The organism is Duganella aceris, assembly GCF_011090165.1.
In the GTDB taxonomy this organism is placed as follows: Bacteria; Pseudomonadota; Gammaproteobacteria; order Burkholderiales; family Burkholderiaceae_D; genus Rugamonas; species Rugamonas aceris.
In genome coordinates this window covers 267566-294565 of the sequence record NZ_JAADJT010000006.1, presented here as the reverse complement: position 1 = coordinate 294565, position 27000 = coordinate 267566, and the positions used below count along the sequence as shown (strand labels likewise).

Genomic DNA, 27000 nt, shown 5'->3' with positions numbered 1-27000 from the left:
CTATGTGCAATCGTGGAGCTCGAACATCATCGTCAAGGTACAGCCCTGCCCTGGTTCGAACGGTTCGATCGCCAGCGTGCCGCCCAGCGAGGCGGCGCGCTGCTGCATGCCGATCAAGCCGAAGGAATCGGCCTTGCCGCGATGGCGCGGCGCGATGCCGATGCCGTTGTCGGCGACGGTGAAGGTCAGATGGCCGTCGTGCAGCGCCAGGCTGACGTCGGCCCGCGTGGCGCTGGCGTGGCGCCGCACATTGGCCAGCGCCTCCTGCAGGCCGCGGAACAGCACGATCTCCATCCCCTCCGGCAGCGCCGCCACGTCCGCCTCGTCGGGCAGCGCCAGCGTGCAGGCCAGGCCGCTGCGCTTCTGGAACTCGCCGACCTGCCATTCCATCGCCGCCGGCAGGCCCAGGTCCAGCACCGCCGGCCGCAGCTCGTTCATGATGCCGCGCACGCTGCGGATGGTGGTGTCGACGTTCTCCAGCGCGGTGCCGATGCGCTGGTGCAGCAGCGGGTGACGCGCGGCGGTGCGGTCGCGCAGCATGCTGACGTCGATCCGCAGCGCCATCAGGTTCTGTCCCAGCTCGTCGTGGATGTCGCGCGCGATGCGGGTGCGCTCGGCCTCCTTGACCGTCTCCAGGTGCTCGGCCAGCTTGGACAGCTGCTCGCGCGATTCATTCAGCGCGGCCTCGGCGCGCTTGCGCTCGGCCACCTCCAGCGTCAGCAGGCGGTTGGCCTCGGTCAGTTCGGCGGTGCGCTTGACCACCCGCGCATCGAGCTCGCGCGACAGCTGCAGCAGGTCGGAATCCGCCTGCAGCCGCGCCGTGATGTCGGAAAACACCCCGATGTAGTAGCTGATCCGGCCATCATCGTCGCGCACCACCGTCAGCGACATCGAGGCCACATACGGCGTGCCGTCGCGGCGGCGGTTGTAGATTTCGCCCTGCCACTTGCCGTAGCTGCGCAGGCAGCGCATCGCCTCGGCGTGATAGCCGACCGGATGCGCCTCGCGCCGGCCGAGGAAGCGCGGATTGCGGCCCAGCGCCTCCTCCACCGGATAGCCGGTCAGCCGGGTGAAGGCGGGATTGACGGCGACGATGTGCTGGTCGATGTCGCACACCAGCACCCCCTCGTTGATGTTGTCGAGCACCTGGAAGGCGCGCCGGCGCGCCGCCTCGCGCATGTGCGGCGTGCCCATGTCGGTCAGGATCATCCGGCACTTCAGCGCCGCCGCGTCGAGATTGGCTTCGATGTGGACCTGGCGCAGCGCGGCGGCGCCGTCGCCGATGCTGCGGTCGAACAGCGGCACCTCCAGCACCGCGCGGCGGCCGCTGGCCAGCAGCTCGGCCAGGAAGCGGCGCAGCGTCGACTGCGCGTTCGGCGCCACGAACTGCTCGAAGCGCTTGCCCTGCAATTCGTTGCGCCGCCCGCCCAGCAGCTCGGCGGCGGCGTGGTTGGCGCGCGTGATGCGGCCCTCCACGTCCAGCGACACATAGCCGGCCGGCGCATGCTCGTACAGGATGGCGTAGCGGTCGCGCCCCGCCTCGGCCAGGTCGCGCTCCTCCTGCAGTTCCGACAGCGCCAGGTTCTGCATCCCCAGCTCGATCTGGCTCACCTGCAGCTCGTGCCATTGCTTCAGCGTGTCGCTGCTGGCGCCGCGCGGCGGCGTGATGCCGGTCACCGACAACGCGCTCACGGTTTGCTCGGCCGCGTCGCGCAGCTTGTCGGGATCGAGCTCGGGACGCGGTCGGGTGGCCATGACTAGTTTGCCTCTCCCTGGATCGAGCGCAACCGCGCTTCCAGCTGCTTCGATTCGGTGATGTTGATGAAGGTGACCACCACACCGTCGATGACGTTTTCCACCGTCCGGTAAGGCATGATGCGCACCGTGAACCAGCGCTCGTTGCGGGTTTCGATCTGCCGCTCGGAGAACACCAGCGTGCGCAGCACCTCCTGCGCGTCCTGCTCCAGTTCCGGATAAACCAGGTCGTTGGTGATGTCGCTCAGCGGCCGGTTGACGTCGCCGGGGATCAGCTTGTAGATCTGCTTGGCCTTGTCGGTGAAGCGGCGGATCCGCAGTTCGCTGTCGAGGAAGATGGTGGCGACGTCGGTGCTGTTGAGCAGATTCTTCATGTCGCCGTTGACCAGCGACAGGTCGTCGACCTTGGATTGCAGCTCGGCGTTGACGGTATACAGTTCCTCGTTGAGCGACTGCATCTCCTCCTTGGAGGTGGTCAGCTCCTCGTTGGTCGACTGCAGCTCCTCGTTGGTCGATTGCAGTTCCTCGTTGGCCGACTTGAGCTCCTCGCGCGACGCCTGCATCTCGTCGCGCACCGCCTGGATCTCCAGCCGCGCCTGCGCCAGCTGCTGCTCCAGCTCCAGCTGATAGGGATTGCTGGAGCGCGTGCGTTTTTTCTCGGACGGCAGCGGCGCCACGGCAAACGTCAGCAACACCGTGCCCGACAGCGGGCCGCCCTCCGGCATCGCCTCGGCCGTCAGGTCCAGCGCCTGCGACGGTTTGCCGGCCGCGTCGCGCACGATCAGGCCGCGCAGGCCGATGCCGCCGCCCTCCTGCACCGCGCGCTTGAGCAGGTCGGCCAGCTCGTGGCGCAGGTTGTCGCGCGCCATCGCATGGATATTCCAGTTGGCCTTGCCGGCGGCGGGTTCCAGGAAGGCGCCGGTGCGGCCGTGGATGTACAGGATGTCGCCGTGCACGTTGAGCAGCACCGCCGCCGGCGTATGCTTCTCAAGCAGCAGCTGCTCGACCTGGGTTTGAAGATTACCGTTCATGGATGGTTGGCTAGGCTCGCTGCTGAAAGTAGCCGACACGCTGGCGGCGCGCGTCGGAAAATAATTGGCTACCCGGTGGATGGAAGCGTCCAGCCGGCGGTAGATGCGGCCCGCGCCATGCATCGGCGCAAACAGTTCGTTGAATTGCCCTGGCGTATCGGCGCTGCCCAGCATCAACATGCCCTCGCTCTTCAACGCATAATGGAACAACGGGATCAGTTGTTCCTGCAGCTTTGAAGTAAAGTATATCAGCAGATTGCGACAGCACAGTATATCCAGCTTGGTGAACGGCGGGTCCGAGATGATGTTTTGGCGCGCGAAGATGATGGTGTTGCGGACATCCTTGCGGATCCGGTAGCCGCCGTTCTCGGCCGGCATGAAATAGCGCTGCAGACGCTCGGTGCCGACGTCGGCCGCGATGCCGGCGCCGAACAGGCCCTGGCGCGCACGGGCGATGGCGTCGTCGTCCAGGTCGGTGGCGAAGATCTGCAAGGTGTACTGCGCATCGGGGCGCAGCTGCTCCAGCACCTCGTTGAAGGCGATCGCCAGCGAATACGCCTCCTCGCCGGTCGAGCAGGCCGGCACCCAGGCCTTGAACGCGGCGCCATTCGGATGCGCCGCCAGCAACTGCGGCAGCGCGCTCTCCATCAGGTACTCCCACACCTTGGGGTCGCGGAAGAAATTGGTCACGCCGATCAGCAGTTCCTTGAACAGCAGCTCGACCTCGGCCGGATTCTCGCGCATGACATCGACATACCCGGTCAGCGTGGCGCATTGGCGCACCGACATGCGGCGGTCGATGCGGCGCAGCACGGTGCTGAGCTTGTAGTCCGAGAAATTGGCGCCGGTCTGCTTGAGTAGCAGCGCGTACAGCTGCTGCAAGGCGTCGCGCTGCACCACCGCCTGCTCCGGCAGGCTGGATTTGCGCAGCATGCGCCAGCTATAGACCCGCGCCGGCATCTCGGCCGGCAGCGCGACCACGTCGACCACGTCGGCGGCGATGGCGCTGAGCGGCATCGGATCGAATTTGGCCGACGCCGGCAACTGCGCCATCGCCAGCCCGCCGTTCTCGCGGATCCCCTTCAAGCCCAGCGTGCCGTCCCCGCCCATGCCGGACAGGACGATGCCGACCGCATACTCGCGGCAATGCTCGGCCAGCGACAGAAAGAAATGGTCGATCGGCAGCCGGTGGCCGCGCAGGCCGGCCGGCGGTTGCAGCACGAAGCGGCGGTCCTCCAGACTCAGATCGTGATTGGGCGGGATCACATAGACATGGTCGGCTTCGAGCGTCATGCCGTCCGTGACCTCGCTGACCTTCATGCTGGTCACGCGTTGCAGCAGTTCCGGCAGCAGCGCCTTGTGGGTCGGGTCGAGGTGCTGCACCACCACGTAGGCGGCGCCGCTGGCGGGCGGCACGCCGGCCAGCAGTTCGCAGATGGGATCGAGACCGCCGGCGGACGCGCCGATGCCGACGACGGGAATGGCCGCATCGGCGGTAACAACGGCGTTGGCGCTTCGTATGGTCATCGTGGCACGGCTACCAACCGTAACTACTCCGGGAAAGTGGTATTTGTTGACTTCTTGCCACACGATTATACAAACATCAGGTCCAAAAACCAAGCGGCCGCGCCGCGCCCACCGCTATTCGTTGGCGGCGTGCCAGCCGCCGCCGAGCGACTGGATCAGCGCGATCGCCGTGGTCTGGCGATCGGCCTGCGATTGCACCAGCGCGCGGCGCGCCGACAGCGCGGTGTTCTGCGCGGTGACCACGTCGCTGTAGCTGACCTGGCCGGCGCGGTAGCGGTTCAGCATCTGCACCTCGACCTGGTCGGCAGCCTCCGACGCCACCTTGCGCAAGTCCTGCTGCTGCGCCAGGGTGCGGGTCGCCGCCAGCTGGTTCTCGACGTCGGCGAACGCCGACAACACCGTCTGCCGGTATTGGGCGATGGTCTGGTCGCGCGCCGCTTCGGCGCCGCTGACGCGGGCCCGGGTGGCGCCGGCGTCGAACAGCGTCTGCGCCGCCGACAGCCCCAGCGACCACAGGTTGTTGGAGGCGTTGAACAAGCCGCCGGTGGAATTCGAGCCGTAGCCGAAGGAACCGGTCAGGTTCAGCGTCGGGAAATAGGCGCTGCGGGCGATGCCGATCTGTTCGTTGGCGGCGGCGACGCGGCGTTCGGCCGAGGCGATGTCGGGCCGGCGCTGCAGCAGCGTCGACGGCAGGCCGGTCGGCACGTCCGGCACCACCACGTTCCACGGCGCCGGCGCCAGCGTGAAATCGCTGGCGGCCTTGCCCAGCAATACCGCGATCGCGTGTTCCAGCGTGGCGCGCTGGCGTTGCAGCGCGATCTGGTCGATGCGCGCGTTGGCCAGCTGGGTCTGCGCCTGCAGCAGGTCGGACTTGGCGGCGATGCCGGCGTCGAAGCGGTTCTGGGTGATCAGCAGCACCCGCTCGTAGCCCACGGTGGTGGCGTCGAGCAGCGCTTTTTCGGCGTCGGTCTGGCGCAGCGAGAAGTAGTTGGTGGCCAGCTCGCCCTGCGCCGACAGGCGCGCGGCGGCCAGGTCGGCGGCGCTGGCCTGCAGGCTGGCGGTGGCGCTGTTGGCGCCGGCGCGCAGCTTGCCCCACACGTCCGGTTCCCAGCTGGCGCCGATGTTGGCGCGGTACTGGTTGCTGGTCGGGTTGTTGTCGCCGCCGCCGGAGCGGGTGCCGCTGCCGTTCAGCGACACCGCCGGGAACAGCGACGAGCGCTGCACCGTGACCAGCGCGCGCGCCTGGGCGTAGGCGGCGACGGCGGCCGCCACGTTCTGGTTGGAGACGTCGATGCTGTCGGCCATCTGGTTCAGCAGCGGATCGCCGAACAGCTGCCACCACGGGCCGCGCTCCAGCGTGTCGGCCGGCGCGGCGGCGGTCCAGCCGGCGGCGGCCTTCTCGGCGTCGCTGGCGGTTTCCTTGTAGGCGGCCGGCCGCGGTGTCTCCGGCAGCTGGTAGGCCGGACCGACCGCGCACCCGGCCAGCAGCGCGGACGCCACGGCCAGCGCGGTCAATGAATAACGGGGAGTGGAAACGTATGTGCTCATGGTGTGCTTGGCGACTCGCTATGGATGCGGCTGAATTGTTGTTCGGACGGGCCGCGCCGGCGCAGCTTGTCCATCAGGATGTAGACCACCGGGGTGGTGAGGAGGGTCAGCAGCTGGCTGGCGATCAGGCCGCCGATGATGGCCACGCCCAGCGGGCGGCGCAGCTCCGAGCCCTCGCCGAAGCCGATCGCCAGCGGCAGCGCGCCGAGGGCGGCGGCCAGCGTCGTCATCAGGATCGGGCGGAAGCGCAGCAGGCAGGCTTCGCGCACCGCCTCCAGCGCCGACAGGCCGCGCGCGCGCTCGGCCTCCAGCGCGAAGTCGATGATCAGGATGGCGTTCTTCTTGACGATGCCGATCAGCAGGAAGATGCCGATCAGGGCGATGGTCGAGAACTCCATCTTGAAGATCAGCAGCGCCAGCACCGCGCCGACGCCGGCCGACGGCAGCGTGGTCAGCACCGTCACCGGATGCACCAGGCTTTCGTACAGGATGCCGAGCACGATGTAGATCACCACGATCGCGGCCAGGATCAGCAGCGGCAGCGACTTGTTGCTGTCCTGCGCGCTCTTGGCCGATCCGGCGAAGCTGCCGCGCACATTGCCCGGCATGCCGATTTCCGCTTCGGCCGCCTTGATGTCCTGCTCGGCGTCGGACAGGCTGGTGCCGGTCGCCAGGTTGAAGGCGATGGTGGTGGCCAGTTCACCGTCCTGGTGGTTGATCGAGGTGGCGGCCGAACTTTCGGCGAACGACGCCAGCGACGCCAGCGGCACCATGGTGGTGGCGGTGGTGCTCAGCGCGGAGCCGGACGACGCGTCCCTGACCGCCGGCGCGGCGACGTTGGCGGCGACGGCGGTGCCGGTGCCGCTGGCGCTGGTCGCGGACGGCGTGGTCGCCACCGGCGCGCCGCTCGGATTGCTGGCGCTCGGCGCCGGCAGGCCCTTCGACGGCACGTACACATCCTTCAAGTCCTCGGGACTGGAGCTGAACTTGCGCGACACCTCCATGATGACGTGGTACTGGTTCAGCTCATCGTAGATGGTCGCGACCTGGCGCTGGCCGAAGCTGTTGTACAGGGCGTTGTCGATGTCCTTGGCCGATACGCCCAGGCGCGAGGCGCTGGTCTTGTCGATGGTGACGAAGGTTTCGACCCCGTTGTCGGCCTGGTCGGTGTCGACGTCGGTCAGCGACGGCTGGGTCTTCATCGCGTCGGCCAGGCGGCTGGCCCATTTTTTCAGGTCGGCCTGGTTGTCGCTCTTCAGCGTGTACTGGAAGTTGGCGTTGGCCGAGCGGCCGCCGGAACGCAAGTCCTGCACCGGACTGAGGAACAGGCTGACGCCGGTGACCCTGGCCAGCTTGGGCCGCAGCCGCGCGATCACCGCCTGCCCCGCCACCGTGCGCTCATTGGCCGGCTTCAGGTTGACGAACATGAAGCCGCCGCCGGCGCGGCGGCCGCCGGTGAAGCCGACCACGGTGGCGACGTCGGGATCCTGCTTGATGATGTCGACCAGCTGTTTCAGCTTGCCCTGCATGGCCTGGAACGAGATGCTCTGGTCGGCGCGGATGCCGCCGTTGATCTGGCCCGTGTCCTGCTGCGGGAAGCCGCCCTTGGGAATGGCGGCGAACAGGTAGACGTTCAGCGCGATGACGAACACCAGGCTAAGCATCACCAGCCAGACGCTGTGCAGCGCCCAGTCCAGCGAATGCTCGTAGCCCTTGAGGATCTTGTCGAAGCCGGACTCGAAGAAGCGCGCGATGCGGCCCGGCGGCTTGGCGTGGGCGTCGCCGGGCTTGAGCAGCCAGGCGCACATCATCGGCGTGGTGGTCAGCGAGACCACCAGCGAAATCATCACGGCGGCCGACAGCGTGATGGCGAATTCCTTGAACAGCGCACCGAACTGGCCGCCCATGAACAGCAGCGGAATGAACACCGCGATCAGCGACAGGCTGATCGACAGCACCGTGAAGCCCACCTCGCGCGCGCCCAGCAGCGCAGCCTCCAGGCGGTCCATGCCGGCCTCGATGTGGCGGGTGGTGTTTTCCAGCACCACGATGGCGTCGTCGACCACGAAGCCGGTGGCCACGGTCAGCGCCATCAGCGACAGGTTGTTCAGGCTGAAACCCAACAGGTACATGACGCCGAAGGTGCCGAGCAGCGACACGATGGTCGCCACGGCCGGCACGATGGTGGCGCGCACGTTGCGCAGGAACACGCTGACCACCAGCACCACCAGCAGGATCGAGATGATCAGCGTGACCTCGATCTCGCGCAGCGACGAGCGGATCGAGTTGGTGCTGTCGCTGGCGACGTCGATTTTCACGTCCGACGGCAATTGCGCCTGCAACTGCGGCAGCTGCGCGCGAACGCTGTCGACGGTCTCGATGACGTTGGCGCCGGCCTGCGGCCGCAGCAGCACGATGATCGCCGGCTGGCCGTTGAACAGGCCGAGGTTGTTCTGGTCCTCGACGCCGTCCACCACCTCCGCCACGTCCTGCAGGCGGATCGCGGTGTCGTTGCGCCAGCCGACCACCAGGTTGCGGTAGTCGACGGCGCTGCGGCCGCCGCTGGCGTTGGCCGATTCGGAATAGATCTGCAGCCGGCGGCCGTTGCCCTGCAAGGCGCCGCGCGGCCGGTTGGCGTTGGTGGCCTGGATGGCGGCGCGTACGTCCTCCATCGCCAGGCCGTACTGGTTCAACGCGTAGGGATTCAGTTCGACCCGCACCGCCGGCAGCGAGCTGCCGCCCAGCTCCACGTCGCCGACGCCCTTCACCTGCGACAGCCGTTGCAGCACGATGTTGGAGACGGCGTCGAAGATCTGGCCCGGCGTGCGCGTCTTCGACGTCAGCGCCAGGATGATGATCGGCGCGCCGGAGGTGTTGGCCTTGCGGTAGGTCGGATTGCTGCGCAGCGTGGCCGGCAGGTCGACGCGGCTGGCGTTGATCGCGGCCTGCACTTCGCGCGCCACCGTGTCGACGTTGCGGTTCAAGTCGAACTGCAGGGTCACGTTGGAGGAGCTGGTATTCGACTGCGAGGTCATCTCGTTGACGCCGGCGATGGTGCCGAGGTGGCGCTCCAGCGGCGTCGAGACGCTGGTCGCCATCGTCGCCGGGCTGGCGCCGGGCAGCGTGGCGTTGACGGAAATGACCGGAAAATCCACCTGCGGCAGCGGCGCCACCGGCAGCACGAAGAACGCGCCGATGCCGGCCAGCGCCAGGCCGACCGTCAACAGCACGGTGGCGATCGGGCGCTTGACGAAGGGCGACGACAGGTTCACGGCGCACCGCCTTCAGGCTTGTTGCCGGCGCCCGTACCCGGCGCCGGCGACAGCAGCGCCGCCGTTTGCGGGCCGTGCGGCTGCGGCACCGCAGCAGCTTTGTCGCCACGGAAGCGGCGCGCCAGGCTGTCGAAACCGAGGTAGATCACCGGCGTGGTGAACAACGTCAGCATCTGGCTGACGATCAAGCCGCCGAAAATCGCCAGGCCCAGTGGACGGCGCAGTTCCGCGCCCTCCCCCCAGCCCAGCATCAGCGGCACGGCGGCGAACAGCGCCGCCAGCGTCGTCATCAGGATCGGGCGGAAGCGCAGCAGCGCCGCCTGGTGAATCGCCTCGCGCGGCGGCTTGCCCTGCTCGCGCTCCGCCTCGATGGCGAAGTCGATCATCATGATGGCGTTCTTCTTGACGATACCGATCAGCAGGATGATGCCGATGATGCCGATCACGCCCAGGTCCTGGCCGCTGATCCACAGCGCCAGCAAGGCGCCGACGCCGGCCGACGGCAGCGTCGACAGGATGGTCAGCGGATGGATATAGCTCTCATACAGCACGCCCAGCACGATGTAGACGCAGACCACGGCGGCCAGGATCAGCCACAGCTGGTTGGACAGCGAATTCTGGTAGGCGCCCGAAGCGCCGAGGAAGGTCAGCGTCACGGCGGCCGGGAACTTGATCTCGCTCGCGGCCTCCTTGATGCTCTCCACCGCCGTGCCCAGCGACACGCCGGATGCGGTGTCGAAGCCCAGCGTCGTGGCCGGGTACTGCGCCACGTGCGTGACCTGCAACGGCGCCTGGCGCTCGGTGATGGTGGCCACCGCCGACAGCGGCGTTGCCTTGCCGGAACCGGTGCGCAGTTGCAGGTTGCCCAGGTCGGCCGGAGTGGTGATGTCGTCGCGGCGCGCTTCCAGGATCACGCGGTACTGGTTGGTCTCGGTGAAGATGGTGGAAACGATGCGCTGGCCGAAGGCGCTGTACAGCGCGTCGTCGATCGAGGCGGCGGTGACCGACAGCCGCGACGCGGTGTCGCGGTCGACGCTGACGTAAGCCGCGCCGGCGCTGGCGCCGACGTCCGACACCACGTTGCGCAGTTCGGCCTTGGTGCGCATCTGCGCCGCCAGTTTGGTGGCCCATTCGTTGACGCTGGCGTTGTCCGCGCCCTCGATCGAGACGCGGAACTGGGTCGGGCCGGATTCGGCGTCGATGGTCAAGTCCTGGGTCGGTTGCAGATACAAGGTCAGGCCCGCCACTTCGGCGACGCGGTTGCGCAGCCGATCCATGGTCTCCTGCTGGCTGCCGCTGCGCTTGTGCTTCAGGTTGATCAGCATGCTGCCGGTGTGCAGCATGGTGTTGTTGGCCGCGTCCACGCCGACCACGGAGCTGAGGTTCTCGACGTCCGGATCTTCCATGATCAGTTTGGCCGCCTGCTGCTGCAAGGCCGCCATCTTGGCGTAGGAGACGGCCTTGCCGGTTTCCAGGCGCGCCTGCAACTGGCCGGTGTCCTGGGTCGGGAACAGCCCTTTCGGGATCACCACGTACAGCAGCACCGTCAGCAGCAGGGTCGCCAGCGCCACCAGCAGCGTCAGGCCGCTATGCTTGATGACCCAGGTCAGCGAGGTGTCGTAATGGCCGATCACCCAATCGAAGAACTGCTGGAAGCGCACCGCGAAGCGGCTCTGCTTTTCCTCGCCGTGCGGCTTGAGCCAGCGCGCCGACATCATCGGCACCAGCGTCAGCGACACCACGGCGGAAATCAGGATGGTGATCGCCAGCGAGATCGCGAATTCGCGGAACAGGCGGCCGACCACATCGCCCATGAACAGCAGCGGGATCAGCACCGCGATCAGCGACACGGTCAGCGAGATGATGGTGAAGCCGATCTGCTTGGCGCCCTTGAGCGCGGCGGCCATCGGCTTTTCGCCCTCTTCGATGTAGCGGGCGATGTTTTCGATCATGACGATGGCATCGTCGACCACGAAACCGGTGGCGATGGTCAGCGCCATCAGCGACAGGTTGTTGAGGCTATAGCCCAGCAAATACATGATGCCGCAGGTGCCGATCAGCGAGATCGGCACCGACAGGCTGGCGATCACGGTGGCGCGGATGCTGTGCAGGAAGGCGAAGATCACCAATACCACCAGCGCCACCGCCAGCAGCAGTTCCATTTCGACGTGTTCGACCGAGGCGCGGATGCCGGTGGTGCGGTCGCTCAGCACCTCCACATGCAGCGCGCCCGGCAGGCCGGCTTGCAGCTCCGGCAGGCGTTGCTTGATCGCGTCGACGGTGGCGATGACGTTGGCGCCGGGTTGGCGCTGCACGTTGAGGATGATCGCCTGCCTGGTGCCGGACCAGGCGCCCAGCTCGACGTTTTCCGCGCTGTCGACCACGGTGGCGACGTCGGTCAGGCGCACCGGGGCGCCGTTCTTGTAGGTCAGGATCAGGTCCTTGTAGTCCTTGGCGGTCACCAGCTGGTCGTTGGCGTTGATGCTGTAGGCGCGGGTCGGGCCGTCGAAGCTGCCCTTGGCGCCGTTGGCGTTGGCCGCCGTGATCGCGGTGCGCAGCGTGTCGAGACCGAGGCCGTAGGAGGCCAGCGCGTTGGTGTCGGCTTGAATTCGTACCGCCGGACGCTGGCCGCCGCTGAGCGTGACCAGGCCGACGCCGGACACCTGGCTGATCTTCAGCGCCAGCCGGGTGTTGACCACGTTCTGCACTTCGGTCAGCGGCATGGTGTCGGAGGTGATCGCCAGCGTCAGCACCGGCGCGTCGGCCGGGTTGACCTTGGCGTAGACCGGCGGCGCCGGCAGGTCGGTCGGCAGCAGCGAGGCGCCGGCGTTGATCGCGGCCTGTACTTCCTGCTCGGCCACGTCCAGCGTCTGGCCCAGGCCGAATTGCAGCGTGATGATGGAGACGCCGGCGGCGCTGGTGGAACTCATGCGCTGCAGGCCGGCCATCTGGCCGAACTGGCGCTCCAGCGGCGCGGTCACGGTCTGGCCCATGACTTCGGGGCTGCCGCCGGGGTACAGCGTCTGCACCTGGATGGTCGGGAAGTCCACCTGCGGCAGCGCCGACAGCGGCAGGAATTTGAATCCGACGATACCCGCCAGGACGATCGCCAGCATCAGTAGCGATGTCGCTACCGGACGCTGGATGAATGGAGCTGATGGACTCATTGCTGTGCCGCGCCTTCCTTGTTACCGTCCTTGTTGCGGCGGCGATGCTCGCCGGCCGGCGCCGAAGCGCCATCCGCCGCAGCGGCCGGCGCACCCGCCGCAGGTGCACCACCTGCCGCTGGGGCGCCGCCTGCCGCAGGTGCGCCGCCTGCCGCTGGGGCGCCGCCTGCCGCTTGCGCGCCGCCCGCAGCCGCATCGGCCGAAGCACCGTCGCGACGGCCTTTGCCGCCATGCTCGCCGCGACCCTTGCCGCCCTGCCCGCCCGCGCCCGGTAGCGTGACCTTGGCGCCCTCTTTCAATCGATCGCCGCCTTCGGTGATGACCTGCTCGCCCAACGCCAGGCCGCTGGTGATTTGCACCTTGTCGACGGTGGCCTGGCCGCGCACCACCTTGCGCACGGTGACGCTCTTGTCTTCCTTGAGCACATACACGAAATCGCCGCTGGCGCCATGACGCACCGCCGTCACCGGCACCATCACCGCATCCTTGATGGTGCGCAGCTCCAGCCGCACGTTGACGAACTGGCTCGGGAACAGCGTCGACTTGGCGTTGGCGAAGCGCGCCTTGGCCTTGACGGTGCCGGTCTGCACATCGATCTGGTTATCCATCGCCGAGAACTTGCCGCTGTCGAGCGTATTGGTGCGGGTGCGGTCCAGCGCCAGCGCCGGCAGCGCCGCGCCTTCGGTCACGCGCTGCATCACCGCGGGCACGCTGTCCTGCGGGATCGAGAACTCCACATCGATCGGCGACAGCTGCGTGATCACCGCGATGCCGTTGGCGTCGCTCGACCCGACCAGGTTACCGATATCGACCACGCGCAAACCGACGCGACCCGAGATCGGCGCGATCACCTTGGTGTAGCCCAGATTCAGCTTGGCCGTGCCTTCGGCCGCGCGGTCGGTCATGACCGTACCTTCAAGCTGTTTGACCAGCGCGCCCTGCGTATCGACGTCCTGACGCGCGATCGAATCCTGGCCCAGCAGCGTGCGATAGCGGTTCAAGGTCAGCTTGGCGTTCTCCAGCTGCGCCTCGTCGCGCTGGCGTTGACCGGAAGCCTGCAGCAGCGCCATCTCGAACTGGCGCGGATCGATCTGCGCCAGCACCTGGCCGGCCTTGACCATCTGTCCTTCCTTGAACAACACGCTTTGCAGGATGCCCGACACCTGCGGCCGGACGGTGGTGGTGGCCGCAGCCGTGACGGTGCCCAACGCCTCCAGCGTGACCGGGATATCGATTTTCTCCGCCGCCGCCACGCCGACCGTGGTGGCGGCCGAACGCCGTCCGCCACCGCCGCCAGGACCGCCTGGACCACCAGGGCCGCCCGGACCGGGACCGCCGGCCTGCGCGCCGGCGGCCGCGCCGCCCGCCGGTTGGTGCGTCAGATACCAGGCCAAGCCGCCCAGCGCCGCCATGACGGCGACGGCGATCACGCTGCCGAGGATCTTGCGGCTGCGCTTAGGTGGGGCTGCGGTGATTATCGGCTTGGTTTGCGTGTCCATCTTCATCCTTTTTTTATATGCGTGCGAGTTCACGGCGAAGCACCGTGACGATCAATGCGAGGACTCTAGCATAAGCATTTACCGGTGTCTGTTGGCAACTGCACGAGGTTACAAACTCGCTACAAATCAAGGACTTTGAGCGCATACCGTTAAAATAGCTTTACATATCTTTACCTGGCCGACATCGCCCGAAAACCGTTACAGTGCATACTGGCATCACTGAAAAAAGATAAGGGTTTCCCTTACAAAAACGTATGAATCCTGTAGACCGAATTTTGCTGGTGGAGGACGATCCGCGCCTGGCCGAGATGCTCACCGAGTACCTCAGCCAGGCCGGCTATCGCGTGGTCCACGCCCCCACCGGCCGCAGCGCGATGGAGCACATCGCCGCCGCCGAGATCGACGCCGTGATCCTCGACCTGATGCTGCCCGACATGGACGGCCTGGACGTGTGCCGCCAGCTGCGCACCGTGTCCGACGTGCCGGTGCTGATGCTGACCGCGCGCGGCGACGCCATCGACCGCATCGTCGGCCTGGAGATCGGCGCCGACGACTATCTGCCCAAACCGTTCGAACCGCGCGAGCTGCTGGCGCGGCTGCGCGCCATTCTGCGCCGCCGCGTCGACCTGCGTCAGATCGACGCCAAGCGCGGCGTGGCGCCGGCCGGCGACGAGTTCCTGCGCTTCGGCCGACTGGAGATCGACCCCGCCGCGCACGCGGCCAAGCTCGATGGCGTGCCATGCGAGCTGACCGCCTACCAGTTCGACCTGCTGCTGGTGATGGCGCAGCACGCCGGCCGCGTGCTGTCGCGCGACGCGCTGATGGACCTGCTCAAGGGCGAGCCGCTGGAAGCCTTCGACCGCTCGATCGACGTCCACATGTCGCGCATCCGCGCCGCCGTCGAGGACGACCCGAAACGGCCGCGCCGCATCATCACCGTGCGCGGCGCCGGCTACCTGTTCGCCAAGGTGCAGGATTGATGAAGCGTTTCAGCCTCGGCCTGCCGCGCCTTTACTTCCGCTTTTATGTCGCGTTGCTGGTGATCCTGCTGTTGTTCTCGATCGCCGTGATGCAGGTCTGGAGTCGCGCCGGCGGTCCGCTGGAGCGCTCCAACACTACGCTGTCGCAAGTGATGCAGAACGTGCTGGCGCCGATCGACGCGCCGCCGGCGCAGCAGCAGGCGGCGCTGGAGCGCGTCGCCGCCGGCCTGAATGCCCACATGACGCTGTACACGCGCGACTGGCGCCCGCTGGCGGTGGTCGGGGTGCAGATCCCGGCGCGCCACTGGCGCCGCCAGGGCGTGACCGGACCGCCGCCGGAGTCCTTCGTGCGGCTGCCGGACGGCCGCAAGCTGCTGTCGAGCGAACCGCTGGGCTTCACGCGACCCAAGGCCATGCTGCACAACGCGCTGATGCTGCTCGCGCTGGGCATCGGCATCGTCGCGTTTCCGCTGGTGCGGGCGCTGACCAAGCGGCTGGAACGCTTGCAGCAAGGCGTCGAATCGCTGGGCGCCGGCGACTTGACCACGCGGGTCAAGGTCGAAGGCAAGGATGAGGTGGCGCGGCTGGCGCAAAGCTTCAACCGCGCCGCCGACCAGATCGAACAGCTGGTCGGCGCGCACAAGACGCTGCTGGCCAACGCCTCGCACGAGCTGCGCACGCCGCTGGCGCGCATCCGCCTGGCGCTGGAGCTGATCAAGGACGGCGTCGATCCGAAGCGGCGCGCCGGCCTGGAACAGGACATCGCCGAGCTGAATCACCTGCTGGATGAAATCCTGCTGGCCAGCCGCCTGGGGGCGATCCAGGAGAACACCGAGTCCGAGGAACTGGACCTGCTGGCGCTGGCGGCGGAGGAATGCGCGCGCTACGACGAGGCGATCCTCGATGGCGAATCGGCCGTGATACAGGGCGATCCACGTTTGCTGCGGCGTTTGCTGCGCAACCTGCTGGAAAACGCGCACCGCCACGGCGTGCCGCCGGCGCAGGTGCAGATCGCCTGCGCCGATGGGCAGGCGATATTGGGGGTATGGGATGAGGGTCCGGGGATACCGGATACGGAATTCGAGCGGGTGTTCGAGCCCTTCTTCCGCCGCCGGGGCACGCTGGACAACAGCGGCGCCGGTCTTGGCCTGGCGCTGGTGCGCCAGATCGCCCGCCGCCACTGCGGCGAAGCACGCTGCGTCCTGACGAAGAATGGACGCAGCTGCTTCGAGGTCACGCTGCCGTTGAAGCGCTGACGCTTAAGGCGATTCGCACAGGCAGTGCGTGACCGCCGTGAACGGCTTGCGCGACGCCGTCAGTTCCGACAACCATCCCAGATCGTTGGCGATACCGGTGGCCGCGCTCGGCGGCAACCCGGTCGCCAGCGTCGTGCCCAGCTTCAGCTGCGCGCCGACCGCCTGCGCCACCGCCTGCGCCGTGCCGCCGCCGACCATCTCGACGAAGCGATCGAACTTGCTGGTCTCGCGTTCGATATACACCACGCGGAAATCGCCGGCCAGCTTGGCGCGCTTGGCGGCCGACTTCAGCGCGTCGCCGTAGCTGCCCAGCGTATCGACCAGGCCACGCTCCTTGGCCTGCGCCCCGGTCCACACGCGTCCCTGCGCCACTTCATCGATCTTGGCCGGCGTGGTCTTGCGCGCCGCCGCCGCGCGGGTGGTGAACTCTTCATAGATATGGTTGATGCTGCCCTGGATCACCTGGCCGAAGCGGGGATCCAGTGGACGCAGCGGATTGCCCGCGTCGCCCAGCCACGTGGTCGGCTGGCCGGCGGTGTGGATGCCCAGCTTGTCGATCACCTTGTCGGCGGTCGGCAGGATGGCGAACACGCCGATCGAACCGGTGATGGTGTTCGGCTCGGCGATCACCTCGTCCGACGCCATCGAAATCCAGTAGCCGCCCGAAGCGGCCACGTTGCCCATCGAGACCACCACCGGCTTGCCGGCGGCGCGCGTCAGTTCCAGCTCGCGGCGGATCAGCTCCGAAGCGAAGGCGCTGCCGCCGGGCGAATCGACGCGCAGCACGACCGCCTTGATGTTGTCGTCCTCGCGCGCCATGCGGATCAACTTCGAGGTCGAATCGCCGCCGATTGAACCCGGGCCGGCGGAACCATCGCTGATCTCGCCCTGCGCCACGATCACGCCGACGGCGTCGCCGGTCAGCTTGTGCGACACGCGGCCAAGGTATTCGTCGAAGCCGATCTGGCGGAAGCTCTTGCCTTCCAGGTCGCGCGCGCCGCGCGCGGTCATCATCTGGCGGATCTCGTCCTTGGTCTTCAGGCCGTCGATCAGCTTGGCCGACAGCGACAGCTTGGCCAGGTCGCCATTGACCTCGGCCACCCTGGCCGGCAGCTCGTTGATGGTCTTCATGATCTCGCCCTGCGGCAGCTTGCGCGCCTTCTCGACGTTATCGGTGTACGACGCCCACAGCGCGTTGTTCAGATAGGACTCGGCCTCGCTGGCCGCCTGCGACGGACCGTTGGCGATGTACGGCTCGGCGAAGCTCTTGTAGGTGCCGACCCGCAGCAGGTTGACCGTCACGCCCAGCTTGTCGAGCGCGTCGCGGTAGTAATTGCGATAGCGGCCGAAGCCTTCCAGCAGCACCATGCCCATCGGGTGCATATAAATTTCGCTGGCGTGCGCGGCCAGCAGGTACTGGCGCTGGTCGTAGCTGGAGCCCCAGGCCACCACCGGCTTGCCGGCCGCCTTGAAGCGGTCCAGCGCCGCCGCCACTTCGCGCAGCGAGGCCTGGCCGGCGCCTTGCAGCTCGTCGGTCAGCAGCACGGCGGCGCCGACGTCGGGATCCTTGGCGGCCGTGTCCAGCACCGCCAGCACGTCGCGCAGCTGCATCATCTTGTGCACCTCGCCGCCGCGCACATTGGTCAGCAGCGCGTCGCGCGCGTTGACGCTCGACTGTTCGACCAGCTGGCCCTTCAGGTCCAGCACCAGCGTGGTCTTCGGTTGCAGCGGCTTCAGGCCGCCGCCGAAGATCATGTACAGGATCACCAGCAAGACGGCGAGGAACAGCAGATTCAATATCGTGCGGCGGCCGGCATCCAGCGCGCGCCAGAAAAAGGCGAAGCCGCTACGAATGTAGGAAAACGGGGAACGGGTCATCAACACTCCAAAGGTTGCGTAGTTTACAACGATGATACCGCATGCACGGCTTTTGTCGCCGGTTTCGAGATCAGCATCAGGCCGGCGAACACCAGGCATCCATTCAGGATAAGCAATTCCAGCCCCAAGCGGTAGCTGCCGAAGAGCAAGGCCTGATTGACGTCGATACCATAGCATAGCGCCGGACCGGCCAGCGCCACCAGCGGCACCCAGCGGTCGCGCACCGCGCGCCCGGTCAGGATGCCGAAGGCGAACAGTCCCAGCAGCGGGCCGTATGTATAGCCGGTCAGCTTCAGCACCAGGCCGACCATGCTGGCATTGTCCACCCACTTGAACATCAACACCAGCAGCAGGAAGATGGCGCAGAACGCCAGGTGCACGTGATGGCGCAGCCGCACCTTGGCCGGCTCGGCCATATCGGTGCGGCGTTGCAGGCCGAGGATGTCGATGCAGAAGGTCGAGGTCAGCGCCGTCATCGCGCCGTCCGCGCTGGGGAACAGCGCCGAGACCAGGCCGATGAAGAAGATCAGTTGCAGCAGCGCCGGCATATGGCCCATGACCACCGCCGGGAACAGCTTGTCGCCCACCGCCGCGATGCCGACCGTCGGCGCGTACAGCGTCAGCAGGCCGCCGAGGAACATGAACAGCAGCAGCACCGCCGTCAGGATCAAGGTCAGCATCAGCATGTTCTTTTGCGAATCGCGCAGCGTCTTGACCGAGATGTTCTTCTGCATGATCTCCTGGTCCATGCCGGTCATCGCCAGCACGATGAAGAAGCCGGCCAGCACCTGCTTCCAGAAATACGCCGGGCTGTCGACCGAGCTGGTGATCCAGCGGGTCAGGTCGTGGTCGCGCATCTGCGCCAGGCTGGCGAGCGGACTCAGGTCCATCTCGCGCAGCAGCCAGCCGGCGCAGGCCAGCAGGCCCAGCACCATGCCGGTGGTTTGCAGCGTATCGGTCCAGACGATGGTCTTGACCCCGCCTTCGTAGGTGTACAGCAGGATCATGCCGAGGATCACCAGCGTGGTCAGCCAGAAGGGCACGCCGAGGCTGTCCAGGATCGTGAGCTGCAGGATGTTGACCACCAGGTACAGCCGCGCCGAGGCGCTCAGCGTGCGCGACAGGATGAAGAACGCGGCGCCGCTCTGGTAGGCGCGGCGGCCGAGGCGGCCGTCGAGATAGGTGTAGATAGAGGTCAGCTTGAGCCGGTAGTACAGCGGCAGCAGGATGTAGGCGACGGCGACATAGCCGAGCACATAGCCGAGGATGACTTGCGCGTAGCCGAAGCCGTCGCGGCCGACGGCGCCGGGCACGCTGATGAAGGTGACGCCGCTCAGCGTGGTGCCGACCATGCCGAACGCCACCAGCTTCCAGTTGCTGCTCTTGTTACCGATGAAGAAGCTGTCGTTGGTGGCGTTGCGGGAGGTGCGCCAGGCTACGATCAGCAGCAGGGCGAAATAAGCGAAGACGAGGCAGAACAGGGAGACGGCGGACATAGTGGCGGTGAGTAATTCGAATCGCCGCCAATATACACTGTCGCGGGGTGGCGCGGCCGGTAGTCGACTGCATGGAGTTCGGAGGGCCGTGGTGGCGCTTGCTTTACCCCGCACGGCCAACCGGGGTCAGACCCCTGCGGGGTCTGACCCCAAGCCCGACGGGTTCAGTGCGCGGCGACGTGCCGCGTTTTACCCCCAGCAACAGACGGACGCGGGTTCAGGCGATCCAGCCGGCCGCTGAGCGCGGTCAGGCCGAAGGCGCCCAATACCACCAGCGCGCCGATCCACCCGGTATGCACCAGGCCCAGGTGCTCGACGATCAGCCCGCCGCCCCAGGCGCCGCCGGCGATGCCGAGGTTGAACGCGGCGATGTTCAGGCCCGACGCCACGTCGACGGCGCGCGGCGTATAGTTCTCGGCCTGCTGCACCACGTACACCTGCAAACCGGCCACATTGCCGAAGGCCACGGCGCCCCACGCCAGCACGGTTGCGATCACCAGCCATTTGTACGGCGCGGCGAAGGTCAGCACCAGCAGCACCGCGGCCAGGCCGAGGAAGATGATCTTCAGCGCGCTGATCGGGCCGCGCTGGTCGGCCAGCTTGCCGCCCCAGATATTGCCCACCGCGACCGACACACCGTACACCAGCATCACCAGGCCAACCGCGTTGGCGCTGAAGCCGGTGACGTCGGTCAGGATCGGCGCCAGGAAGGTGAAGGCGGTGAACGAACCGCCGTAGCCGACCGCCGTCATCGCATACACCAGCAACAGGCGCGGCTCGCCCAGCACCTTCATCTGTTGCAGCAGCGAGGCGGGTTTATTGTGCTGGATATTCTTAGGCACGTACAGCAGGCTGCCGACGAAGGCGACCACGCCCAGCGCCGAGACGGCGAGGAAGGTCTCGCGCCAGCCGAAGTGCTGGCCGATGAAGGTGCCCAGCGGCACGCCGGTCACCAGCGCCACGGTCAGGCCGGTGAACATGATGGCGATCGCGCTGGCGGCCTTCTCCTTCGGCACCAGCGAGGTGGCGATGGTCGAACCGATCGAGAAGAACACGCCGTGCGCCAGCCCGGTCAGGATGCGGGCGATCACCAGCGATTCGTAGCTGGGCGCTTTCCACGCCAGCAGGTTGCCGAGAGTGAACAGCACCATCAACGACAGCAGCAACAGCTTGCGCGGGACTTTACCGGTCAGCGCGGTCAGCACCGGCGCGCCGACGGCGACGCCCAGCGCGTACAGGCTGACCAGCAGGCCGGCCGACGGCAGGTTCACGCCCAGATCGGCGGCGATGGTCGGCAGCAGCCCGACAATGACAAACTCGGTGGTCCCGATGGCGAACGCGCTGATGGTCAGCGCCAACAAGGCAATAGGCATGACTTAACTCCTGAAAAGTTGATGTCATGCAGTATCGGGACTTTGGTTGCTGAGAAAAAGACACTAAAACGCCAAACATATTTGCGCGTGGCGCAACAAACCCCTATTTCTTGGCAAACATCGCCGCCATCGCGGTGACGTCGCGTCCGACGCCGCGATAGCCGACGAAGCGGCTGGCCTCGTCGAACATCGGTTCCCCGCTCACTTGCAGAAATTGCGGCGCGCCGCCGGGCGTGGTGCGGCTGTAGACGAAATCGAGGAAAGCCTTGCGCTCGTCGATGTTCTCCTTCAGCAGCGCATGCTCGGCCACGTCCCAGCCGCTGGTGTCGGCGCTGCCGATGCCGACCATGTCCATCACCGGACCGGACCAGTTGGTCAGCGTGCCTTCGGCATCCTGCTCCCAGTACCAGTCGGTCGACAGCTCGGCGAAGCGCTGGAAGCGTGTCTCGCTGGCGCGCAGCTCGGCGGTGCGCATCATGACTGTGTGTTCCAGTTGCTGGTTGTAGCGGTTCAGCTGGCGATGCAGCAGGCGTACCTCCAGCATGTTGCGGATGCGCGTCTCGACCTCGATCAGCTCGAACGGCTTGCTGACGAAGTCCTTGGCGCCGGCCTGCAGAGCTTGCAGTTTGTGGTTGGGCTGGGCGGTGATGACCAGCACCGGCACGTAGCCGTCCGGCTCGATCACCTTCAGCGCCTCCAGCACTTCGAAGCCGCTCATGCCGGGCATTTGCAGGTCCAGCAGGATCAGATCGAAATGATGTTCCTGGTGCATGTCGCAGACGGCGAACGGGTCGGTGGTGCCGGTGACGTTGGTGTAGCCGCCGTTGGCCAGCATCTGCTCCAGCAGCATGACGTTGGCCTCTTGGTCGTCGACGATCAGGATGCTGGCGTCGAGTATGGCGGATGGTTCAATCATGGCTAGCTTTCTTGTGGTCTGCGGCGAAATCCAAGGCGAGATCCAATGCTTCCATGAACTCGATTACTTTGATGGGTTTGGTCAGGTAACGGAAGAAGCCGGCCTCGACCCCCTTGTCGATATCGCGCGGCATGGCGTTGGCCGACAGCGCCAGCACCGGGATGTGCGACGTCTCGGCGGCATCCTGCAGGATCTTGAGGCAGCCGTAACCGCTGATGCCCGGCAGGTTGATGTCCATCAGGATCACATCCGGCTGGTAGGTGCGCGCCAGCTGGATGCCGGCGTAGCCGTCGATGGCGGTCAGCAGCTTGAGGTTGGCGCGGCGCGCCACCAGTTGCTCGACCAGGATCAGGTTGGCGGGATTGTCCTCGACGTACAGCACGGTGCGGGTCAGCGCGTGCTCCTCGGTGATGCCGAAATCGGCCGAACTCAGCGGGACCGATTCCAGCACCGGCTCTTCGCTGGCTGCCAGCTCGATCCAGAACGTGGTGCCGACCCCAGCCTCGCTTTCGACGCCGATCGCGCCGCCCATCAGCTCGACCAATTGCTTGGTCACCACCAGGCCGATGCCGGTGCCCTCCTCGGCGCCGTGCTCGCGACCCAGCCGGTTGAAGGGCTGGAACAATTGTTCCAGCTGGCCAGGGCTCAGTCCGGCGCCCGAATCGGCGACGCGGATGTGCACCCGGCCCGCGTCGCCGACGCTGGCGCTGACGGTGACGCTGCCGCCGCTGCGGTTGTACTTGATGGCGTTGGACAGCAGGTTGATCATCACCTGCTTGAGGCGGGTGCGGTCGGCGTGCACGAAGAACGGCCGCTCCATGGCGAGGAAGCGCATGTCGATGCCGCGCTTTTTCGCCTGCGGCTCCATCATCGCCTCGCAATCCTTGAGCACCTCGGACAGGCCCATCGCCTCCTGCGACATCATCACCTTGCCCGATTCGATCATGGCCAGGTCGAGGATCTCGTTAATCAGTTGCAGCAGATACCAGCCGCCCTTGAGGATCTGGTCCAGCGAGCGCTGCTGCGCCACGCTCGGCGGCGGCTTGTCCGACGCCAGCAGCTGCGCGAAGCCGAGCACCGCGTTGAGCGGCGTGCGCAGCTCGTGGCTCATGCTCGACAGGAATTCGGATTTGGCGCGGTTGGCCTTGTCGGCGACGGCGCGGGCGGTCTCCAGCTCCTTGTTGGTGGCCTGCAGCGCCTGCTTTTGCTCGCGCAGCAGCAGATCGAGTTGCGCCTGCTCCGCCTCCACCCGCTTGCGCGCGGTATTGTCGGTGCCCATCAGCAGATAGCCGATGATCCTGTCGTCGCCGTCGCGCAATGCGCTGACCGAGACGATGGCGGGGAAACGGCTGCCATCCTTGCGGATATAGGTCAGCTCGTAGATGTCCTCGATGCCGCGCGAGGCCTTGAACACCAACGCCTCGAAGCCGGGCTGGATGGCGGTGCCGAACTCCAGGCTCAGCGCTTCCGCGCGCAGGATCACTTCCATCGCATCGGAGATGCCGGCCGGCGAGATCAGGTTGACCACCTCGGCCGCGCTGTAGCCCAGCATGCGCTCGGCGCCGACGTTGAAGATCTGGATCACGCCCTGGGCGTCGGTGGCGATGCTGGAGAAGTTGGCGCTGTTGTGGATCGCCAGTTGCAGCGCTTCGGCCTTCAGCAGCGGGTTGTCGTGTGTCGGTTTCATGCTCATCCCTGGCGCTGCCGGACATCGGACATCAGGCGCGCGAATTCTTTTTTAACCACGTCGTAGCATTCGCAGGTGGTGCTTTCCAGCCCTGCCCGGTCGAGTACGCTGATATGGCCGCGGCGGCAACTGATGTAGCCGTACTTTTGCAGATTGCCGGCGGCGACCGTCACGCCCTCGCGGCGCACGCCGAGCATGTTGGCGATCAGTTCCTGGGTCATGGTCAGTTCGCTGCCGTCGAGGCGGTCCAGCGTCAGCAGCAGCCAGCGGCACAATTGCTGCTCGACGGTGTGGTGGCGGTTGCACACCGCCGTCTGCGACATCTGCGTCAGCAGCGCCTGGGTGTAGCGCAGCAGCAGGCGCATCACCGGGCCGGCGCGGTTGAACTCGTCCATCAGGATCTGCGACTTGAGGCGATAGCCGTGGCCGCTGGTCTGCACCACCGCGCGGCTGGGGGTGGTGTTGCCGCCCATGAACAGCGAGATGCCGAGGATGCCCTCGTTGCCGACGCCGGCGATTTCCGACGAGCTGCCGTTCTCCAGCACATAGTGCAGCGAGACGATGGCCGAGGTCGGGAAATAAACGTAGTTGAGCTGGCCGCCGGATTCGTACAGCACATCACCGAGCCGCATCATTTGCGGCTCCAGGTGCGGCGAGATACGGTCGAACTCAGCGTCGAGTAGCGCGGCAAGCAGATGGTTCTGGTTGGGATTATTTAGACGCATGGAAATACTCATTTTTCCAAGTCGTCAACGAGGCGGGCGGCGATGACGGTAAACGATGACCGTAGGACACAATACCACACATGTCCCGCCGCACTTAAGTGTCAGTGCCGACATTCGGACATTCGGAAACTATCGGTGGCCTAAAAGTTCCGTCAATGTCCGAATGTCGGCACTGACACCATGGGGGTTCGGCTACAATGAGCGCGTCCCCTCACGAAAGATGCATGTGAACCTCAACGTATTTCTGGCCATCGGCATCGTCGGGCTGATCGCTACCTTTTTGGCCGAGCTGGCCGCTGGTTTGCTCAGCGGGGCTTTCGGCCAGCATGCGCTGGGCCGCTGGCTGCCTTATTACTCCGTGTGGATCGTGTTCACGGTGCTGGGACTGGTGATGGGCCGGACGCGCGAGCCGCTCGACAAATAGTCGCTGTCATGAATTCCGAAAAACTCGCCCTGCTGCTGACGCGCGAAATGCCTTACGGTAAATACAAGGGCCGCAAGATCGCCGACCTGCCCGGCCACTATCTCGGCTGGTTCGCGCGCGAGGGTTTTCCCTCCGGCGAACTCGGCGGCCTGATCGCGCTGATGTATGAACTCGACCACAACGACCTGCGCGCCCTGCTCGATCCGCTACGCCACGCTCGATAGAAACTGTGACATCCCGGCAATGAAAATACGTGTATAAAGACACTATTGCATTCGAGAGGAGATTTCGTCATGGCCACGCCCACGCATCGCTGCACCTGCTTCATTATTTCGTCGAAGATGCTGCGCAAGCTGGCCGACCTCGCCCCCACCGAGGCCGAGCGCCATTGCCTGCTCGACCAGGCGGAAATCTCGGCCCACCTGCGCGGCCAGCGTTCGATGGCGCCGGCCACCATGTTCGGCGTGGCCGCCCTCGGCGACAAGCAACGCAGCGTCTATGATGCGCACAACAAATCCACCCTGCCCGGCAAACTGGTGCGCGAGGAGGCCAGCGCGCCGTCCAAGGATGTCGCCGTCAACCAGGCCTACGACGGCGCCGGCGCCACCTACGATTTCTTCCGCGAAGTGCTGAAGCGCAACTCCATCGACGGCAAGGGCATGCGCCTCGATTCCACCGTCCACTACCAGACCCGCTTCAACAACGCCTTCTGGAACGGCCAGCAGATGGTCTACGGCGACGGCGACGGCAAACTGTTCCTCGGCTTCACCGGCGCCCTCGACGTCATCGCCCACGAGCTGACCCACGGCATCACGCAAAACGCCGTGCCCGGCGGCCTGGTCTACGAGGACCAGAGCGGCGCGCTGAACGAATCGATCTCGGACGTGTTCGGCAGCGTGGTCAAGCAATGGCACCTGAAGCAAAGCGTCGAACAGGCCGATTGGCTGATCGGCGCCGGCATCATGGCGCCCAGCGTCGGCAAGGCGCTGCGCTCGATGGCCGATCCCGGCAACCAGCAAGTGACCTGGTCGGGCGACGACCAACCGAAAACCATGGCAGGATACGTGGAGGACGGCGACGTGCACACCAACTCCGGCATTCCCAACCATGCCTTTTATGCGGCGGCGATCGCGCTCAAGGGCAATTCCTGGGACAAGGCCGGACCGATCTGGTACAAGGCGCTGTCGCTGCTGACGCCGAACGCGACCTTCGCCGACATGGCCAAGGCCACCACCCAGGCGGCGGTGCTTCTATACGGCGACAAATCCGCCGAACAGCACGCCGTGCAGGCGGCCTGGAAAGTGGTCGGGGTCGCATGAACAGGAGAACATCATGCGGATGATTTTACGCTGCTCAGGCGGCTTCACCGGGCCGGCCGGCGCGCAGACGCGCACCGTCGATCTGGCGCGGCTGCCGCAGCCCCAGGCCACCGAACTGGAGCAACTGGTGCTGGCCTGCGATTTTTTCGCGCTGCCGGACCAGCTGGTCAAAGACGCGCCCAAATCCTGGGATTTTCAGTATGACCTGGAAGTGGATCAAGGCCAGCAGGCGCACAGCGTGCGCTACCACTTGGACGCGGCGCCGCCGCAATTGAAGGCGCTGACCGACAAGCTGAACGACGAAGTCGAGCCGGATTAGCCGATCTTCAGTTCGGGGTAGCCGGTCTGCGGATCGTGCTCGCGCGTGAAGCGTTGGCCGGGCAGCAGCGCCAGCAGCAGTTCCGCCGTGGTGCGGACGATGCAGCCTGGGCCGACATGGCCGCCCAGCACCCGCCCTTGCGCGTCCGACACCGACATGTGCAGGTGCGCGCCGTCCGGCGACACCGAGCCGGCCAGCGTCAATATCTCCAGATCGCCGCGCAGCTCGGCCGGCTGCGGCACGCCGGCGTAGCGCAGCTGCGCCACGCTCAGGCTGCCGATGCCCTGCAACACGAAGCCCGCGCGCTCGCCGCTGGCCGCCAGCGCGGCGACCACGGCGGCGCGCAGGTCGTCGCCGGGGCTGAGGCGCAACGGCAGCGGCGACAGCGTGGCCATCATTACGCCACCATGCGCGCGAATTCGCCCGAGTCGATCAGCTTTTGCAGATCGTCGGCGCCGCCGATCAGCGTGCCCTTGACGAAGATGATGGGAAAAGTCGACCAGCCGCTCCACAGCTTCAGCGCCAGACGCGGACGCCACTGGGAAAAATAGTTGCCGTAGCCGAGGTAGTGGTACGCGGTGCCGTTGCCGTCGAGGATCTTGCGCGCCTTGGCCGGGAAAGGATTCAGCCCCATGCCGACCACCACCACGTTGTTGGCGGCGACGGCGGCCTGCACTTCGGCCACCAGCTCGCGGTGGTTGGCGTTGATTTTCGCCAGCGCGGCGGGATGGATGTGTGCTGCGTCCAGGATGTTACGGCTCATGGAAAGTCCTCATAGTCTGCGATGACCGTAAGGGTAGACGCAAACGCGGCGCGGCGGCAAAGTCT

Annotated in this window: 20 protein-coding genes; 6 read left to right on the top strand and 14 right to left on the bottom strand. The window is 66.3% G+C overall.

Going from position 1 to position 27000, the window contains the following annotated elements; all coding sequences use genetic code 11:
- The 6 genes from GW587_RS15155 to GW587_RS15130 all read right to left on the bottom strand — a co-directional run bounded on the left by GW587_RS15155 (position 1) and on the right by GW587_RS15130 (position 13799).
- Complete coding sequence (locus tag GW587_RS15155; protein WP_166104481.1) at positions 1 to 1755, bottom strand: sensor histidine kinase; 1755 nt, start codon at positions 1753 to 1755, stop codon at positions 1 to 3.
- Positions 1756 to 1757: 2 nt separating this feature from the next.
- On the bottom strand, positions 1758 to 4313 hold the full coding sequence (locus GW587_RS15150) for a chemotaxis protein CheB (RefSeq protein ID WP_166104478.1): 2556 nt from the start codon (positions 4311 to 4313) through the stop codon (positions 1758 to 1760).
- Positions 4314 to 4427: 114 nt separating this feature from the next.
- Positions 4428 to 5861, bottom strand: coding sequence for an efflux transporter outer membrane subunit (locus GW587_RS15145; protein WP_166104476.1), 1434 nt, complete (start codon positions 5859 to 5861; stop codon positions 4428 to 4430).
- Positions 5858 to 9133 (bottom strand): efflux RND transporter permease subunit, encoded by a 3276-nt coding sequence (locus GW587_RS15140; protein ID WP_166104473.1) that lies wholly within the window; start codon positions 9131 to 9133, stop codon positions 5858 to 5860. Before GW587_RS15140 ends, GW587_RS15145 begins: the two co-directional genes overlap by 4 nt.
- A complete protein-coding gene (locus GW587_RS15135) occupies positions 9130 to 12300 on the bottom strand; it encodes an efflux RND transporter permease subunit (protein ID WP_229259461.1) in 3171 nt (1056 codons plus the stop codon). Before GW587_RS15135 ends, GW587_RS15140 begins: the two co-directional genes overlap by 4 nt.
- A complete protein-coding gene (locus GW587_RS15130; RefSeq protein ID WP_166104470.1) occupies positions 12297 to 13799 on the bottom strand; it encodes an efflux RND transporter periplasmic adaptor subunit in 1503 nt (500 codons plus the stop codon). The genes GW587_RS15135 and GW587_RS15130 overlap by 4 nt, the downstream gene beginning before the upstream one ends.
- Before the next feature lie 254 nt (positions 13800 to 14053).
- Between GW587_RS15130 and GW587_RS15125 the strand changes: the two genes are divergently transcribed.
- Both GW587_RS15125 and GW587_RS15120 read left to right on the top strand, forming a co-directional pair.
- Positions 14054 to 14779: a response regulator gene (locus GW587_RS15125; protein WP_166104468.1), complete on the top strand. Its 726-nt coding sequence runs from the start codon at positions 14054 to 14056 to the stop codon at positions 14777 to 14779.
- Complete coding sequence (locus tag GW587_RS15120; RefSeq protein WP_166104465.1) at positions 14779 to 16035, top strand: ATP-binding protein; 1257 nt, start codon at positions 14779 to 14781, stop codon at positions 16033 to 16035. The genes GW587_RS15125 and GW587_RS15120 overlap by 1 nt, the downstream gene beginning before the upstream one ends.
- Before the next feature lie 3 nt (positions 16036 to 16038).
- Here the strand turns inward: GW587_RS15120 and sppA are convergent, their stop codons facing one another.
- From sppA to GW587_RS15090, 6 genes are all read right to left on the bottom strand, one after another.
- Positions 16039 to 17913 carry a signal peptide peptidase SppA gene (gene sppA, locus GW587_RS15115; RefSeq protein WP_166104462.1) on the bottom strand — a complete coding sequence of 625 codons (1875 nt, stop codon included), beginning with the start codon at positions 17911 to 17913 and terminating at the stop codon, positions 16039 to 16041.
- Positions 17914 to 17936: 23 nt separating this feature from the next.
- Positions 17937 to 19409 (bottom strand): sodium:solute symporter, encoded by a 1473-nt coding sequence (locus tag GW587_RS15110; protein ID WP_166104459.1) that lies wholly within the window; start codon positions 19407 to 19409, stop codon positions 17937 to 17939.
- A 164-nt stretch (positions 19410 to 19573) separates the two neighbouring features.
- Positions 19574 to 20782 carry an MFS transporter gene (locus tag GW587_RS15105; RefSeq protein ID WP_166104457.1) on the bottom strand — a complete coding sequence of 403 codons (1209 nt, stop codon included), beginning with the start codon at positions 20780 to 20782 and terminating at the stop codon, positions 19574 to 19576.
- Between the two features lie 103 nt (positions 20783 to 20885).
- Complete coding sequence (locus tag GW587_RS15100; protein ID WP_166104454.1) at positions 20886 to 21698, bottom strand: response regulator; 813 nt, start codon at positions 21696 to 21698, stop codon at positions 20886 to 20888.
- Entirely contained in the window at positions 21691 to 23385 is a 1695-nt protein-coding gene (locus tag GW587_RS15095; RefSeq protein WP_207393499.1) for a PAS domain-containing hybrid sensor histidine kinase/response regulator, read from the bottom strand. The genes GW587_RS15100 and GW587_RS15095 overlap by 8 nt, the downstream gene beginning before the upstream one ends.
- Positions 23386 to 23387: 2 nt before the next feature.
- Positions 23388 to 24110 (bottom strand): Crp/Fnr family transcriptional regulator, encoded by a 723-nt coding sequence (locus GW587_RS15090; protein WP_166104448.1) that lies wholly within the window; start codon positions 24108 to 24110, stop codon positions 23388 to 23390.
- Positions 24111 to 24336: 226 nt separating this feature from the next.
- Here GW587_RS15090 and GW587_RS15085 point away from each other — a divergent pair, with 226 nt between their 5' ends.
- From GW587_RS15085 to GW587_RS15070, 4 genes are all read left to right on the top strand, one after another.
- A complete protein-coding gene (locus GW587_RS15085; protein ID WP_166104445.1) occupies positions 24337 to 24534 on the top strand; it encodes a hypothetical protein in 198 nt (65 codons plus the stop codon).
- An 8-nt stretch (positions 24535 to 24542) separates the two neighbouring features.
- Positions 24543 to 24758, top strand: coding sequence for a DUF3820 family protein (locus tag GW587_RS15080; protein ID WP_166104442.1), 216 nt, complete (start codon positions 24543 to 24545; stop codon positions 24756 to 24758).
- 69 nt (positions 24759 to 24827) lie between these two features.
- Positions 24828 to 25853: a M4 family metallopeptidase gene (locus tag GW587_RS15075; RefSeq protein WP_166104439.1), complete on the top strand. Its 1026-nt coding sequence runs from the start codon at positions 24828 to 24830 to the stop codon at positions 25851 to 25853.
- A 13-nt stretch (positions 25854 to 25866) separates the two neighbouring features.
- Entirely contained in the window at positions 25867 to 26172 is a 306-nt protein-coding gene (locus GW587_RS15070) for a protealysin inhibitor emfourin (RefSeq protein ID WP_229259460.1), read from the top strand.
- Here GW587_RS15070 and GW587_RS15065 read toward each other — a convergent pair.
- Both GW587_RS15065 and GW587_RS15060 read right to left on the bottom strand, forming a co-directional pair.
- A complete protein-coding gene (locus GW587_RS15065; protein WP_166104894.1) occupies positions 26169 to 26558 on the bottom strand; it encodes a PPC domain-containing DNA-binding protein in 390 nt (129 codons plus the stop codon). The two genes, GW587_RS15070 and GW587_RS15065, sit on opposite strands and share 4 nt — an antisense overlap.
- A gap of 11 nt (positions 26559 to 26569) precedes the next feature.
- Positions 26570 to 26935, bottom strand: a complete 366-nt coding sequence (locus GW587_RS15060) for a glutaredoxin (protein WP_166104436.1) — start codon at positions 26933 to 26935, stop codon at positions 26570 to 26572.
- Between the last annotated feature and the right edge of the window lie 65 nt (positions 26936 to 27000).